Origin of the sequence: Nonomuraea terrae (assembly GCF_004348995.1) — a bacterium.
Classification (GTDB): domain Bacteria; phylum Actinomycetota; class Actinomycetes; order Streptosporangiales; family Streptosporangiaceae; genus Nonomuraea; species Nonomuraea terrae.
The window spans coordinates 18980-33647 of record NZ_SMKQ01000082.1 but is presented as its reverse complement, the minus strand read 5'-3'; the positions used below and the strand labels follow the sequence as shown (position 1 = coordinate 33647).

13 protein-coding genes are annotated in these 14668 nt (G+C 71.8%); 5 read left to right on the top strand and 8 right to left on the bottom strand.

Annotation, left to right across the window (positions count from 1 at the left end; all coding sequences use genetic code 11):
- Positions 1-1852: NHL repeat-containing protein (locus E1286_RS24655; protein ID WP_132615854.1), on the top strand; the 1852-nt coding region annotated here is incomplete at its 5' end.
- A gap of 42 nt (positions 1853-1894) precedes the next feature.
- On the opposite strand, the gene E1286_RS24650 is transcribed toward E1286_RS24655, so the two are convergent.
- Entirely contained in the window at positions 1895-2836 is a 942-nt protein-coding gene (locus tag E1286_RS24650; RefSeq protein WP_132615852.1) for a metallophosphoesterase, read from the bottom strand.
- A 186-nt stretch (positions 2837-3022) separates the two neighbouring features.
- Between E1286_RS24650 and E1286_RS24645 the strand changes: the two genes are divergently transcribed.
- The gene (locus tag E1286_RS24645) at positions 3023-3886 is read left to right on the top strand and encodes an NAD(P)-dependent oxidoreductase (protein WP_132615850.1); all 864 of its coding nucleotides are present in this window, start codon (positions 3023-3025) and stop codon (positions 3884-3886) included.
- A gap of 7 nt (positions 3887-3893) precedes the next feature.
- Here the strand turns inward: E1286_RS24645 and E1286_RS24640 are convergent, their stop codons facing one another.
- From E1286_RS24640 to E1286_RS24630, 3 genes are read right to left on the bottom strand one after another with little or no spacing between them, the layout of a single operon-like run.
- Positions 3894-5702 (bottom strand): hydantoinase B/oxoprolinase family protein, encoded by a 1809-nt coding sequence (locus tag E1286_RS24640; protein WP_132615848.1) that lies wholly within the window; start codon positions 5700-5702, stop codon positions 3894-3896.
- The gene (locus tag E1286_RS24635) at positions 5695-7695 is read right to left on the bottom strand and encodes a hydantoinase/oxoprolinase family protein (RefSeq protein WP_132615846.1); all 2001 of its coding nucleotides are present in this window, start codon (positions 7693-7695) and stop codon (positions 5695-5697) included. The genes E1286_RS24640 and E1286_RS24635 overlap by 8 nt, the downstream gene beginning before the upstream one ends.
- Positions 7696-7701: 6 nt before the next feature.
- Positions 7702-8040, bottom strand: coding sequence for a hypothetical protein (locus E1286_RS24630; RefSeq protein ID WP_246075084.1), 339 nt, complete (start codon positions 8038-8040; stop codon positions 7702-7704).
- A 123-nt stretch (positions 8041-8163) separates the two neighbouring features.
- On the opposite strand from E1286_RS24630, the gene E1286_RS24625 reads away from it, so the two are divergent.
- The gene (locus E1286_RS24625; RefSeq protein ID WP_187368214.1) at positions 8164-8808 is read left to right on the top strand and encodes a thymidine kinase; all 645 of its coding nucleotides are present in this window, start codon (positions 8164-8166) and stop codon (positions 8806-8808) included.
- Positions 8809-8826: 18 nt separating this feature from the next.
- Here the strand turns inward: E1286_RS24625 and E1286_RS24620 are convergent, their stop codons facing one another.
- From E1286_RS24620 to E1286_RS24610, 3 genes are all read right to left on the bottom strand, one after another.
- The gene (locus E1286_RS24620) at positions 8827-9495 is read right to left on the bottom strand and encodes a DsbA family oxidoreductase (RefSeq protein WP_132615842.1); all 669 of its coding nucleotides are present in this window, start codon (positions 9493-9495) and stop codon (positions 8827-8829) included.
- 49 nt (positions 9496-9544) lie between these two features.
- The gene (locus tag E1286_RS24615) at positions 9545-10441 is read right to left on the bottom strand and encodes a hypothetical protein (protein ID WP_132615840.1); all 897 of its coding nucleotides are present in this window, start codon (positions 10439-10441) and stop codon (positions 9545-9547) included.
- A 139-nt stretch (positions 10442-10580) separates the two neighbouring features.
- The gene (locus E1286_RS24610; protein WP_132615838.1) at positions 10581-11270 is read right to left on the bottom strand and encodes an SRPBCC family protein; all 690 of its coding nucleotides are present in this window, start codon (positions 11268-11270) and stop codon (positions 10581-10583) included.
- A gap of 418 nt (positions 11271-11688) precedes the next feature.
- Here E1286_RS24610 and E1286_RS24605 point away from each other — a divergent pair, with 418 nt between their 5' ends.
- Positions 11689-12414: a polysaccharide deacetylase family protein gene (locus E1286_RS24605; RefSeq protein ID WP_246075082.1), complete on the top strand. Its 726-nt coding sequence runs from the start codon at positions 11689-11691 to the stop codon at positions 12412-12414.
- Between the two features lie 13 nt (positions 12415-12427).
- On the opposite strand, the gene E1286_RS24600 is transcribed toward E1286_RS24605, so the two are convergent.
- Positions 12428-12910 (bottom strand): molybdopterin cofactor-binding domain-containing protein, encoded by a 483-nt coding sequence (locus E1286_RS24600; protein ID WP_281282733.1) that lies wholly within the window; start codon positions 12908-12910, stop codon positions 12428-12430.
- A 408-nt stretch (positions 12911-13318) separates the two neighbouring features.
- Here E1286_RS24600 and E1286_RS24595 point away from each other — a divergent pair, with 408 nt between their 5' ends.
- Positions 13319-14662 carry a cytochrome ubiquinol oxidase subunit I gene (locus E1286_RS24595; RefSeq protein ID WP_132615834.1) on the top strand — a complete coding sequence of 448 codons (1344 nt, stop codon included), beginning with the start codon at positions 13319-13321 and terminating at the stop codon, positions 14660-14662.
- The last annotated feature ends 6 nt before the right edge of the window (positions 14663-14668 follow it).

Genomic DNA, 14668 nt, shown 5'->3' with positions numbered 1-14668 from the left:
GCCCGGCCCCGAGGGCACGATCACCGGCATGGGCCCGGCCAGCGTCGCCAGCCCGCTCGGCAACGGCGAGTTCGTCGGCGACGTTCTCTACGTCGGCTCGCGCGGCCTGTCCCCCAACGTGGTGGCCGCGTACGACCTCGGCCAGGACAAGGTCATCGCCCACTACGACATCCCCACCGGCGTCGGCGTCTGGGCCATGTGCAAGGTCGGCACCGACGTCTACGTCGCCACGCACGCCCGCTCGGACCTGTACCGCCTCGACACCGTCTCCGGCCAGGTCACCAAGGTCGCCGAATACACCGACGAGTACATCTGGACGATGTGCGCCGCCCCCGACGGCAAGGTCTACCTGGGCACCTCGCAGCCGGGCCGCGTCGTGGAGTACGACCCCGCCACGGGCGCGAGCCGCGACCTCGGCGAGCCCGCCCCCGGCGAGCAGTACGTCCGCAGCATCCAGGCCGACGAGCGCTACGTCTACGCCGGGATCGGCGCCAACGCCCACCTGATCGCGATCGACCGCGTGACCGGCGAGAAGCGCGAGCTCCTGCCGGAGGAGCTGGCCGACCGCGACTGGGTGTCCAGCATGAACATCTCCGACACCCACATCGCCGGTGGCATGAACTCGCTGGCCGAGCTGGTCGTGCTGGACAAGGCGGCGCCGGAGACGTACACGGTGGTCAAGGCGACCACCCCCGGCGAGAAGTACACCGTCGCGGTGCTCATCCACGACGGCTACGTCTACTTCGCCGGCCGTCCGTCGGGCACGTTCTACCGCTACCACCTGGAGAGCCGGGAGCTGGAGGTGCTCGGCGTCCCGTACTTCGAGGCGCTCACCCACCGCCTGCTCGCCCACGAGGGCCGCGTCTACGGCATCCAGGACAGCGCCGTCTTCGTCTACGACCCGGCGACCGGCTCGCTCGACTACGTCGACCTCGTCCAGCGCGGGCTGAAGTCGGCCCCGGAAGCGCCGATGTCCGTGCACTCCGACGGCCGCCGCGTCTACGTCGGCGGCAAGAACGGCGCCGACATCCACGACATCGCCACCGGGCAGACCACCAGGCTGGGCATCGCCGGCGAGCCGAAGACCATGCTCACCGTGGACGGCGTCAACTACCTCGGCGTCTACACCCAGGCCGCCCTGTACGCGCACCGCCCCGGCGAGCCGGAGGCCCGGCTCCTCGCCCGCACCGGCAACCAGCAGGACCGGCCCCGCGACCTCGCCCACGACAAGGCGACGGGCCTGATCGTCATGCCCAGCCAGCCGGAGCCCGGCCACATGAACGGCGCCCTGTCCCTCTACTCGCCCCGCACCGGCTCCTACGAGACGTACCGGCCGATCGTGGAGCGTCAAACGGTCTACTCGGTCGTCGCCCGGGGCGGCGTCGCCTACCTCGGCACCATGACCCAGGAAGGCCTCGGCCTGCCGCCGGTCACCACCACGGCCAGGCTGGCGGCGTTCGACCTGGTCAGGAGGAAGCTGCTGTGGGAGGTGGAGCCGGTCCCCGGCGCCACCCGGATCTCCTCGCTGGCGTTCGGCACCGTCACCCTGTACGGCATGACCCTCGCGGGCGAGGTATTCGAGTTCGACCTGCTGCGCAGGAAGGTCACCCGGACGCTGGCGGTCGGGGCGAAGGGCGGCGAGCTGTTCGTCACCGGGCGGATGGCGTACTGCACCGACGGGGCCGCGATCTACAAGATCGACCTGGTCAGGTGGACCGTGCGGCCGATCGTGGAGGGGCTGGCAGGCGACTGGTTCGGCGCCGAGCCGAAAATGGCCCTCGACCCGTCGCGCCGGGCGCTCTACGCGCTGCGCGGCCGCGAGCTCGTCCGCGTCGCCATCGACGGCAGGTAGCGGTGACGGCCGGGGCCTGGACCAGGGCCCCGGCCGCGCCGGTCAGTGCGAGCGGGGGACGAGCACGAGGTCCTGCTGGAGGCCGTACCCGTTGATGCGGATCCGGTTCTCCTGCACGGTCACCACCGCGTACGAGTTGGCCGGGTACGGCTGCTCGACCATGCCCTTGAGGGTCACGTAGTGGATGCCGCCCACGACCTCGTACGCGCCCGGGTGGTAGTGCCCGTTGAGGTAGGCCACCACGTTGGGGTGGGACTCCAGCACCTGCCGGACCTCGGGGGCGTCCAGGGCGTCCTCCGTCTCACCGCCCGCGAGCGGCATGTGCCCCAGGACGATGACCTGCTGCCCCTTCGCCTCGGCGTCCGCGAGCGTGGCCTTCAGCCAGGCCGTCTGCTCGTCCCCGAGCGCGCCGTTGTACGTCTGGGCGTTGATCGCGCCCTTCGCCCGCAACTCGTCGATGAGCCGCTGGGCCTTGACGTGGTCCGGGGAGCCGGGCGGGTTGGCGTAGAGCGAGACGTCGTTGTTGTCGAGCACGACGAAGCGCCAGTCCTGGTAGGTGAAGTCGTAGTACTCGTTGCTCATGCCGAGCCGCTCGGCGGCCTCGTCGCTGGACAGGCCGGGGAAGTCGTGGTTGCCGAGCACGCTGTAGCGGGGGCCGCGGATCCGCTCGAAGACCGGCAGGATCTCCTCGAAGCTCCTGGGGTCGCGGTCCACCATGTCGCCGAGCTGCACGGTGAAGCCGACGTTCGCGTCGTTGATCGTGGCGGCGCCCTCGGCGAGCTTCCGGAGGGAGTCGGCGTAGTACCGGGTGCCCTGGGGCGGGCCGCTCCAGTACTGCGGGTCCGCGATCAGGCCGAACGAGAACGCCGCGCTGCTGTGGCCGGCCGGCCCGTCGCGCCGGTCCTCGGCCCGGGCGGCCGCGGGGGCGGCGCCCGCCAGCGACACGGTGAGCGCGGCGCAGAGCACCTTGGACAGTGCGTTCATCAGGAGAGTCCAATCCGTCGAGGGTCTCGCCGGAGATCGTCCAGGCCCCAGCTGGACGGGCGGTGAACTTCGCGTAACGGGGCAATGGTCATGGTTCGCCACGTCCCCTGAGGACAGCCCGCCAGGTCGCACGCCACCGCCGTGTCCCCGCGCGGTGAGGCAGGAGGGCGATCGTAGGGTGAATCCATGACAACAGTCGCAATGCTGGGAACCGGGATCATGGGCGCTGCCATGGCCCGCAACCTGCTCAAATCCGGCATGCAGGTCACCGTCTGGAACCGTACGCAGGACAGGGCCCGGCCCTTGGCGGCCGACGGCGCCACCGTGGCGGGCTCTCCGGCGGACGCCGTCCGGGGCGCCGATGTGGTGATCACGATGCTGCTCGACGGCGACGCGGTGCACGCCGCGATGACGGCCGCCTCCGCCGGCCTGCGGGCCGGGCAGGTGTGGGCGCAGATGAGCACGGTCGGCATCGAGGCGGCCGGGCGCCTCGCGGCGCTGGCCGCCGGGCACGGCCTGACGTACGTCGACGCCCCGGTCCAGGGCACCAAGCAGCCCGCCGAGCAGGGGGCGCTGATCATCCTCGCCTCCGGGCCGCAGGCCGCCAGGCAGACGCTGACCCCGGTCTTCGACGCCCTCGGGCAGCGGACGCTCTGGCTGGACGAGAACGGTGCGAGCGCGGCCGGCACGAAGCTGAAGATGGCGACGGTCAGCTACGCCATCTCGCTGACCGCCGTGGTGGCCGAGTCGCTGGCCCTGGCCCGCGGCCTCGGCCTCGACCCCGCCCTGGTGCGGGAGGTGCTCTCCGGCGGGCCGCTGGACAACGCCTACCTCCAGACGAAGGCGAAGGCCATCCTGGAGGGCGACTTCACGCCCAGCTTCACCGTGCGCAACGCCGAGAAGGACACCCGGCTCATCGTCGAGGCGGGTGAGCGGGCCGGGGTGAAGCTCGACGTGGTGGCGGCGGCCGGCGAGCGCTTCCGCCGTGCCGAGGCCCAGGGGCACGGCGACGAGGACATGTGCGCCACCTACCACGCGAGCTTCGAATAGAGCTCGGCTAGAGCTCGTCCACCTCCGCGTGCGCGCGCCCGCCGGACAGCCTGGCGTAGCCGGGGCCGCGGTCGAAGAAACGGTCGGCGCGCGGGCGCAGGCGGGCGCGCAGCTCGGCGGTGGCCTGCTCGTCGATGCGGTCGCCGTCGAGCACCACGCCGTAGTCGCCGAGCGCCCCGGCGATCGACACCTTGCCGTCGCGCACGTCGGCCGCCACCGCGCGGGGATCGCGGTCGTACGGGGAGCCCCAGCCGCCGCCGCCCGTCGTGCGGATGCGGATCAGCTCGCCGGCCTGCACCTGGTAGTCGTCCACCAGGCCGTCCATCTCCTTGCCCGCGATCTCGACGCGGAACGGCCGCCCGGCCAGGCCCCCGTTGACCCCCCAGCACGACAGGATCGACCGGTCGGCGATCGACATGTAGGAGGCGTCGCGCAGCATCCTGATGTGCTTGTCGTAGCCGAGCCCGCCCCTGAACATGCCGGGCCCGCCGGAGTCGCAGGCCAGGCCCAGCCGCTCGACCCGGAACGGCCAGCGCGCCTCGGCGAACTCCACGGGGATGTTGCGCGAGTCGGGCACGACGTGGATGGTGTCCTCGCCGTCGGCGTACCAGCGCCCGCCGGAGCCGCCGCCGAGGACCTCCCGCATCAGGTACGGCTGCCCTTCGGCGTCGGTGCCGTACACGCCGGTGTAGCGGATGGTCTCCTGGTCGGCCGGCATGCGTCCGCCGGTCGCCTTGGCCAGCACGCCCGCGAGCACGCCGAGCAGGCGCAGGATGACGAACGTGCGGGCGTTGGTCGGCGCGGGGAAGACGGGGGTGAGCAGGGTGCCCTTCTCCGGGAAGACCATCTTGATCAGCGGCACCACACCCTCGTTGACGTCGAGCTCGGCCATGCGCTCGGGGGTGTCGGCCAGGTTGCGCAGCACCGGCGCCAGCCACTTCTTCAGGAACACGCCGTCGGCGTAGTCGCCCGCGTGGTTGATCGGCCCCTTGGCCTGCGGCGAGGTGCCGGTGAAATCGATCGTCAGCGGGGCGTGCTCCGCATGGTCGACCGTCAGGGTGATGCGCTGCGCGTGCAGGCGGGGCTCGTCCACGCCGTCGTGCTCGGCGTAGTCCTCCCACACGTACGTGCCCTCGGGGATCTTGGCCAGCAGCTCCCTGCGGAACGTCTCGGTCGTCTTGTCGATGATCGCGTCGAAGCACTCCTCGACGTCCTGCCGGCCGTAGCGCTCGAACAGCTCGGCCAGGCGGCGCGCGCCCATCAGGCAGGCCGAACACTCCGCGTCGAGGTCGCCGGCGAGGGAGTCAGGCATGCGGGAGTTGCGCGTCATGATGCGCAGCGCGGTCTCGTTGGGCACGCCCTGGTCCCACAGCTTGATCGGCGGGACCATCAGGCCCTCCTCGAACACCGACCGCGCGTGCGACGGCATGGACCCGGGCACCGACCCGCCGATGTCGTCGTGGTGGCCGAACGCCTGCACGAACGCCACCACCTCGCCGTCGTGGAAGACCGGCACGGTGACGCACAGGTCGGGCAGGTGGCCGATGCCGCCCTCCGACAGGTAGACGTCGTTATGGAAGTAGACGTCGCCGGGCTTCATCGTCTCGATCGGGTAGTCGCGCACGACCGGCTGGACGAGCGCGCTGTAGGAGCGGCCGGTGAGCTTGCGCAGCCGTACGTCGTGGATGCCCGCGCGGAAGTCGTGCGCGTCGCGGATCATCGGTGAGCGGGCCGTACGCGCGATGGCCGTCTCGACCTCCATCTCGACGGAGGCCAGCGTCCCCTCCACGATCTCCACCAGGATGGGATCAGTCACGAGCTATCTCCACATTTCCGTATTCGTCGACCTTCGCGATGAAGCCGGGGTGGATCGGGATCGTGGAGCCGTACTCCTCGATCACCGCCGGGCCCCTGACCGTGGCCCCCGGGCCGAGCGCGGCGCGCTGGTGGATCGGGGTGTCGCGGGTCTCGTCGAAGTGGACGGGCCGGACCGACGTGGCGCCCGCGCCCGGCTTGTCCAGGCGGCGGATGACGGGGCGGTTGATGGGCCCGATGCCGGACACGCGCAGGTTGACCCACTCGACGGCGTGGCGGGGATCGTCGCGGTAGGCGTAGCCGTAGAGCTTCTCGTGGGCGTCGTGGAAGCGGGCCACCACCTCGGCCCGCCACTCCTCGTCGATCTCACCGGCCGGGGCGGGCACCCGCACCTCGTACGCCTGGCCGTAGTAGCGCAGGTCGGCGCTGCGCTGGTAGACCGGGTCGTCGAAGCCCTCGCGCTGGAGCGTCTCGCCCGCCTGATGCTCCAGGTCGTGGAAGATCTCGGCGGCCGTGCCTGGCGACAGGTCGCGGGTGACGTACGTACGGACGTAGTCGTTCTTGACGTCCACCGTGAGCAGCCCGAACGCCGAGACGTTGCCCGGGTCGCGCGGCACGAGCACGGACGGCAGGCCGAGGATGTCGATCAGCCGGCACGCCAGCAGCGGCCCCGACCCGCCGAACGTCACCAGCGGGAAGTCGCGCACGTCGAGCCCGCGCTGGACGGTGAGCTGCCGGATCGCGTTGCTCTGGTTGAACGCGCTGATCTCCAGGATGCCGGTCGCCGTGCGCTCGGGGGTCAGGCCGAGCTTGTCGGCGAGGCCCTGGATGCCGGTGCGCGCGGCGTCGGCGTCCAGCGGGATCTCACCGCCGAGCAGGTGCGGCGGGATGCGGCCGAGGAAGACGTGGGCGTCGGTGACCGTCACCTCGGTGCCGCCCCTGCCGTAGCAGAGGGGGCCCGGGTCGGCGCCGGCGGACCTGGGGCCGACCTTGAGCGTGCCCTCCGGCGAGATCCACGCGACCGAGCCGCCGCCCGCGCCGACGGTGACGATGTCGATCATCGGGATCTTGCACGGGTAGCGGCCGACGCTGCCCTCGGTGGTGACGGAGGGCTCGCCGTCGGCCACCACGGCCACGTCGGTGGAGGTGCCGCCGCCGTCGAGAGTGATCACGGACTTGTGGCCGGCCGTGGAGGCGATGAGCGCCGCGCCGAGCGCCCCGGCCGCCGGGCCGGACAGGACCGTGGTGATCGGCTGGTTGACGACCTCGCGGGCCGACAGGATGCCGCCGTTGGACTTCATCACCGAGAACGGCCTGCCGAGCCTGTGGGACAGGCTCGCGATGTAGCCGCGCATGACCGGCTTGACGGCGGCGTCGACGAGGGTGGTGACCGAGCGCTCGTACTCGCGGTATTCGCGCAGCACGTCGCTCGACAGCGAGATGACCGCCTCGGGGTGCTCACGCCAGAGCACCTCGCGCATGCGGTGCTCGTGGGTGGGGTTGGCGTAGGAGTGCAGGAAGCAGACGCCGATCGCGGTGATGCCCTTGGCACGGAACCAGCGGGCGACCTCGACCGCCTGCTCCTCGTTGAACGGGCGAACCTCGTTGCCCCGGTGGTCGAGCCGCCCGCCGACGGTCTTCACCAGGTGCACCGGGACGATCCTGGGCGGCTTGACCCAGAAATAGGAGTTGCCGTAGCCGTCGGGCACGCTCTGCCTGGCGATCTCCAGGATGAACTCGAAACCTTCGGTCGTGATGAACCCGAGATCGCCGATCCGGTCCTCCAGCAGCCGGTTGGTGGCCACCGTGGTGCCGTGCACGATGGAGCCGACGTCGAGCCGGCCCAGCTTGTCGATGCCCGCGAGGAACCCGTCGGCCGGGTCCGCGGGGGTCGAGGGGGTCTTCGTGGTGAGGATCTCACCGGTCTCCTCGTCCACCGCCACGACGTCGGTGAACGTGCCTCCGGTGTCCACTCCGATACGGACGCTACGCATGGCTCCTCAGCTCCGGCGCCGGCCGAGCACTTCGTCGATGACCCGGGGCGCGTTGTCGGTGCCGACGTACGCCGCCAGCCGCACCACCATCTCCTGCGACCTGGCCAGCTCCGCCTCCACCCTCGCCTTCCCGCTCTGTCCCGCCTGTACGCCGAAGTAGGCCCCGATGATGGTGCCGACGACCCCGGCCACACCGGCGAACAACGCGGCGAACTCACCGCTGGCGAACACGGCCGCGCCGAACGCGACCAGGACCGCGACGATGCCCGCCACGACGACGAGGAAACCGTATCGCCACCGCGTCGCGTCGGCTTGGGCGGCCGTCAGCTCGTCCGGTCTCATCATCGCCTCGAGCGTCGGCGGGGGCGCCGGGGGTTTGTCCGTGACCACAGAATGTCCCTCCTGTAACTCAGGGGAGAAATGTCCCACGAGGCCAGGTAACAAGCCAAGCCACTAAGCTGACGGCCCGTGACCGAACTGTCTGCCTTGTCTGCCGTACCCTCTGGCGCCAGGGATGCCGTACTGAAGTTCTACTTCGGCCCCATGGACTGCGGGAAGTCCACCCTGGCGCTTCAGATGAACTACAACCACGCACGACAAGGCAGGCGCGGACTGGTGCTGACCAAACACGACCGCTCCGGCGGGCCGAAGGTCACCAGCCGCATCGGGCTCGGGCGCGACGCCATCGAGGTGGAGGACTCCCTCGACCTCGTCCGGCTGGTGACTTCGTACGGGCGGGTGGACTACCTGATCTGCGACGAGGCGTGCTTCTACAGCATCGAGCAGATCGAGCAGCTCGCCGACCTGGTGGACGAGCACGGTGTGGACGTCTACGCCTTCGGCCTGGCCTCCGACTTCCGTTCGGTGATGTTCCCGGCGGCGCAGCGGCTGTTCGAGCTGGCCGACGAGGTGTGCCGGCTGCAGGTCGAGGTGCTGTGCTGGTGCGGGCGTCCTGGGCAGCTCAACGCCCGGGTGGTGGGGGGCGTGCTGGTGCGTACCGGTGAGCAGGTCGTGATCGGCGACACCGGCGAGGCGCCCGTGCGCTACCAGGTGCTCTGCCGCCGTCACCACCGCTCCGGCGAGCTCGGCGAGGGCACGCCGGCCGCGATCTGAGCCCGCTCCCCCGCCGCCTCAGATGGCGCAGGAGCCGTCGTCGCAGCCGTCGGCGGGGGCCGCGAGCTGGACGATCGGCGTCTGGCCGGTGCGCTCGGCCACCTCGTCGATGGCCGCGGCGAAGGCGTCCTCCGGCTGCGCGCCCGACACGGCGTACTTGCCCTCGAACAGGAACAGCGGCACCCCGCTGATCCCGAGGGCGCGGGCCCGGCCGATCTGCTCGGCCACGGCCTCCGCACCCTCCCCGGTGTCCTGGACGCCCACCTCGGCGGCCAGTTCGGCCAGCGCCTCGCGGTCGGCGACGTCGCGGCCCTCGGCGAAGTAGGCGCGGAACAACCGCTCGGCCATCTCCTTGCCGAGGCCCTGCCGGGTGGCGACCTCGATGAGGCGGTGCGCCTCCAGGGTGTTGGCGCTGAGGGCGTTGGCGTAGTCCATCTCCAACCCGTCGGCCTGGGCCACGCCGACGACCCGGTCGATCATCTGCCGGGCGTTCGCGCCGAACTTGCGCTCCATCGCCGGCATGATCGGCTCGGCCTCCTCGGGAGTGCTCGGGTCGAGCTGGAACGGCCGCATCGTCACCTCGATCGTCCCGCCCTTGGCCCGGAACCGCTCGGCGGCCCTGGCGAACCGCGTGTGCCCGATGTAGCACCACGGGCACACGACATCAGAAAAGATCTCCACCTTCATGTACGACCACAACCCCGCGCCGATCGCCCTGATTCCTGCGCGGGCGAGGTCAGCCGGAGGCGAGCTCCTCCAGCCGGTACGGCAGGTACGCCGAGTCGTCCACCAGCGCGGACGCCCCTCGCCACCACCCGAACCACTCGCCGCTGCGCCACATCCAGTCGACCCGCTCGATGGCGGCCACCACGTCGCCGACCGTGTCCCACCGCTCCCCGAGCTGCTCCCGGGTCGCGCCGTGGCGCAGCGCCCAGCCGCGCAGGATGCCGGCCGCCTCGGACGGGACCTCGCGCGTGTACGGGTCGGGGCTCTCGCCCGGCAGCCGGTGCGGGCCGAGCCCGGCCGCCACGCCCCAGCTCCACTGCGCCTCGGCGGGCCGGGAGTAGCGCAGCGACTGGAAGTCGAGGTTGGAGCCCAGCTCGTCGCCGGGGCGCCGGGTGACGACCGCGTCGAGGCGTCCGCCCGCGTCGAAGTGGACGACGAGCCGCTGCCCGGGCCGCACGCCCGGCGGCAGGCCGAAGCGGTCTTCCGCCTGCCAGGAGTTCAGGTCGACCTCGGCGACCGCCCGGCCCCACATGCGGTCGGCGGCGTCGTCGGAGATCCAGGCGGCGAGCATCTCGAGCGCGGTCAGGTCGGTCCACGGCTCGATCGCGACGGCGGTGCTCAGCACCTCGTCGGGCGGGGGCAGCTTGCCGCCCCGGGACCGCGTCCACCACTCCTCGCCCAGCTCGCGGGTGCCGACGAGGAGCGCGGCGATGGCGGCCAGCTCGGCGGAGCGCCTGGTGAGCTGGGCGCCGAGGGCGAGCTCGAGCGCGCGTGCGGTGCGCTCGGCGCCCAGCACGGGGCGTACGTCGGCGACCAGCGCCCCTGCCGTCGGCTGCTCCTCGCCCAGCAGGTCGCGAACGACTCGCCTGGCTTCGGTTCGTGCGTCTTCAGCGTGTGCCTGCCGCATACCGCCACGCTACGCCCGGAGATCCTCTTCCGCGAGAGGCCGGATGTCCCCATGCTGACCTGCACCGGGATGCCCCGCTCGGACGGCCCGCCGGGCCACGCACCGGGACCGGCCAGTGGGCGGCCCGCTGGGACGCCCGTCAGTGGCGGCGGGAGGTCCGGCCGAACAGCCAGCCGATCGCGACCCCGGTGAGGGCCACACCCGCCCCCATGCCGAACGACGCCAGCATCACCCACGGGCGCGTCTCGGTGTGCCGGGGGGCGGGACGTTCGTAGACCGCCCCGCGCACCTCGCCCGCGCGGTCCGCCGCCTCGCCCACGAGAGCGGCCGGCTCGGCCGGGACGGCGGTCTCGGCGGGCAACCCCAGGCCGGAGGGCAGGGCCGCTTCGGCCGGGGCACGCAGGTGCTCCTCGACGGCGGCGAAGAACTCCCCCGCCGTGCGCTTGGCGACCGAGGTCAGCATGCGCTGCCCGACGCCGCCGATCATGCCGCCGACCACGGCCTCGGCGTCGTAGTCGACCCGGGTGCCGCCGTCGGCCCCGCTCAGCCGCACGCGTACGGTGGCGTCCACGGTGCCGGGCGCGCCCTGGCCGCGCGCCTTGAGCGTGAAGCTCTCCGGCTCCAGCGGGTCGGCCAGCGCCACCTCTCCCTGGTAGACGCCCCTGAGCGAGCCCACCCCCGCGTTGATCGTCATCCGGTACGTGTCCGGCCCCGTCTCCTCCAGCCGCTCGCAGCCCGGAATGGTGTGCACCAGCACCGCCGGGTCACGCAGCGCCGCCCACACCAGGTCTCTCGAAGCGCCGATCACGGCACTGCCCGCCAGATCCATGAGGCCACTGTAGGCACGTGAGACCGCCTCCAGAAGGGCAATCCGTCCCGGAGCCGTCCGACGTCGTGGATCACAACTGGCATCATGGTGCCCCATGATCGGGCGCCTACGCACAAACACCCCCGCACCAGGCGCCACCCCACCTGCCCACAGCCCCACCAGGCGCCCGCACGTTCCCCCCACGCCGACGCCGTGCGCATCCACCCTCGGCGAGGCCGCCACGTCGGACCCGCGCCTTCCCACCCCACGAGCGGCGAAGGGGCAGCGAGGCCGCGGGCGGAGGGCGATCAGGGCGGTCGGCATGGTCGGCGTGCTGGTGGCCGCCGTGGCATGCGCGCCTGGCGGGAGCGCTGGGGACGCGGGTGCTTCCCCGGCCGTCGGCTCCACCCAGCCCCAGGGGCGGCGGTCGCCGGAGCCCATGCGAACGCCCCAGGGGCCGCCCGGGGTGAAGCCGCGCGCGGGCGAGGTGGGGCGGATCGCCGGGAGCGGCGGCCTGCCACCGGTGGTCAGCTCGATCCCCACCAAGCGCAAGGTCGTCTTCCTGACCATCGACGACGGCTGGGAGCAGGACCCGGGGTTCGTCCAGCAGGTACGCGACGAGCGCATCCCCATCACCGTCTTCGCCATGCGCGACGCCGTCGAGGCCCGCGGCACCCCCGACCAGGCCGGCGGCACGGCCCGGTACGTCGGAGCCGGCGAGTGGGCATATTTCCGGCAGCTCCGCGACGCGGGCGCGCCCGTGGAGAACCACACCCTCACCCACCCCGACCTGCGCACCCTCGGCTACGCCGCGCAGCGCCGCGAGATCTGCGGCACCTCCCGGCTGATCGGGAAGGAGCTGGGCAGGCGGCCCACGCTGTTCCGGCCGCCGTTCGGCAGCTACAACACCGACACCCTGAGGGCCGCCAAGAGCTGCGGCCTGGAAACCGTGCTGCTCTGGACGGCCTCCGTCCAGCCCGGCGGCAAGATCGCCTACCAGGTGCCCGACAAGAAGCTGCGCCCAGGCGACATCCTGCTCCTGCATTTCCGCCCCAACCTGGCCGGCGACTTCCGCATCCTGGTGAAGAAGATCAAGCGCCGTGGCTTCGCGCTCGGCGACCTGCGGGCATACCTCGAGGTCGCGGAGCGGGCGAACAGCAGTTGACACCGAGAACGCGTCACAGGAGGGCTTCGATGGTGATGGGCAGGTCGCGGACGCGGCGGCCGGTGGCGTGGAAGACGGCGTTGGCGATGGCGGGGGCCACGCCGACGATCACCACCTCGGCCAGGCCCTTGACGCCGATGGGGTCGGCGGTGCGGTCGTCGCCGGTGAGGTGGACGGCGTTGACGTCGGGGGCGTCGGCGTTCGTGGGGACGAGGTAGTCGGCCAGGTTGGCGTTGACGATACGGCCGTCGCGTGGGTCGGTGACGGTGTGCTCCAGCAGGGCCATGCCGATGCCGCCGACCAGGCCGCCGATCGCCTGGCTCTCGGCGAGCCCGGGGTTGATGACGCGGCCGGCGCCGTACACGCCGAGCACCCGCCGGACCCGTACCAGGCCGAGGCGTTCGTCGACGGCCACCTCGGCGAACACCACCCCGTAGGCGTGCGTGGAGAACCGTTCCACCTCGTCGCCGGGGGTGTACCCGCCGCGCGCCTCCAGGTGGGGGGCGATGGGTGCGGGTCAGCAACTGCCGGTAGGTCTCGCCGCGTCCGGGGTCGTCGCGCAGGTGCAGGCGGCCGTTCCGCACGGCGACGTCGTCCGCTGAGGCGCCGTGCAGGGACGAGCCGGGGTCCTCGTTCGTAGACGAACTCCGCCTCCTCGCCGGCTGGACCACCACACCGGACCACGACACCGCCCCCCGCACGCCTAACGCAGCCGACCTCCGCCAGACGCATCCACCCCGCGGAGCAGGGGCATCAGCCCGGCGGTGGACGCGCCGGGCGGGGCCCGCACGGCATCCTCGCTACCGCACCTGTGACCAAGGTCGCATCGCGTTGCTCTACGCCTCGTAGTACTACTATGGGTAGAAGTACTACGGCGTGTAGAGCTCCAGGAATCGGCGAGGAAATGGACGCACTTGACCTAGCGCGGTGGCAGTTCGGGGTGACCACCGTCTACCACTTTCTGTTCGTGCCCTTGACCATCGGGCTCGGCGTCTTCGTGGCCGGCCTGCAGACGGCCTGGCACCGGACGGGCAAGGAGCACTACCTCAAGCTCACGAAGTTCTTCGGGAAGCTCTTCCTGATCAACTTCGCCATGGGCGTGGTCACCGGCATCGTGCAGGAGTTCCAGTTCGGGATGAACTGGAGTGAGTACTCCACCTTCGTCGGCGACGTCTTCGGCGCCCCGCTCGCCATGGAGGCGCTGCTGGCGTTCTTCATGGAGTCGACGTTCCTCGGCCTGTGGATCTTCGGCTGGGACCGGCTGCCGAAGAAGGTCCACCTGGCGACCATCTGGGCGGCGGCCATCGGCTCCAACCTGTCGGCCTACTTCATCCTCGCGGCCAACGCCTGGATGAAGCACCCGGTGGGCTACGAGGTCGTGGACGGCAAGGCCAGGATGACCGACCTGTGGGCGGTGCTGACCAACTCCACGGCGCTGGCCCAGGTGCCTCACGTGGTGGGGTCCGCGTTCGTGGTGGCGGGCGGTTTCGTGCTGGCGGTGTGCGGCTACTGGCTGCTGCGCACGCGCGCCGAGATGTGGCGCAGCGCGGCGCGGGCGGCGCTGGTGATGACGGCCATCGCGGGGGCGGTCGTCGCGGGCACCGGCGACAGCTCGGCCCGGCTGCTGCACGAACAGCAGCCCATGAAGCTGGCCGCCGCCGAGGGCCTGGAGCACGACACCCAGGGCGCGGCCTTCACCGTGGTCCCGGGGATCGAGATCCCCAAGCTGCTGAGCCTGCTGTCCGCCCACGACCCGGGCGCCACCGTCCAGGGCACCGAGGACCTGCAGGCCCGCTTCGAGCGGCAGTTCGGCCCCGGCGACTACCGCCCCGACCCCACCGTCGTCTTCTGGTCGTTCCGGGTGATGATCGTGTTCGGGCTGGCCACGGTGGGCCTGTCGGTGCTCGGCCTGTGGCTGACCCGCCGCAGACGGCCGTTCCCGGCGTGGTTGTCGCGGGCGCTGCTGCTGGCGCTGCCGCTGCCGCTGGTGGCGGTGATCGCCGGCTGGCTGCTCAGCGAGATCGGCCGCCAGCCGTGGACGGTCACCGGGGAGCTGCTGACGGCCGCCAGCGTCTCACCGGGTGTCTCCCTGGCCGAGGTCGCGACGTCGCTGACGCTCTTCACGCTGCTGTACGGCGCGCTCGCCGTCGCCGAGGTCGTGCTGCTGGCCAGGCACGTACGCGGCGGCGTCGAGGAACGCCCGCCCGCACCGGCGGCCGAGCGGCGCGAGCCGTCGCTGATGTACTGAGGAGCA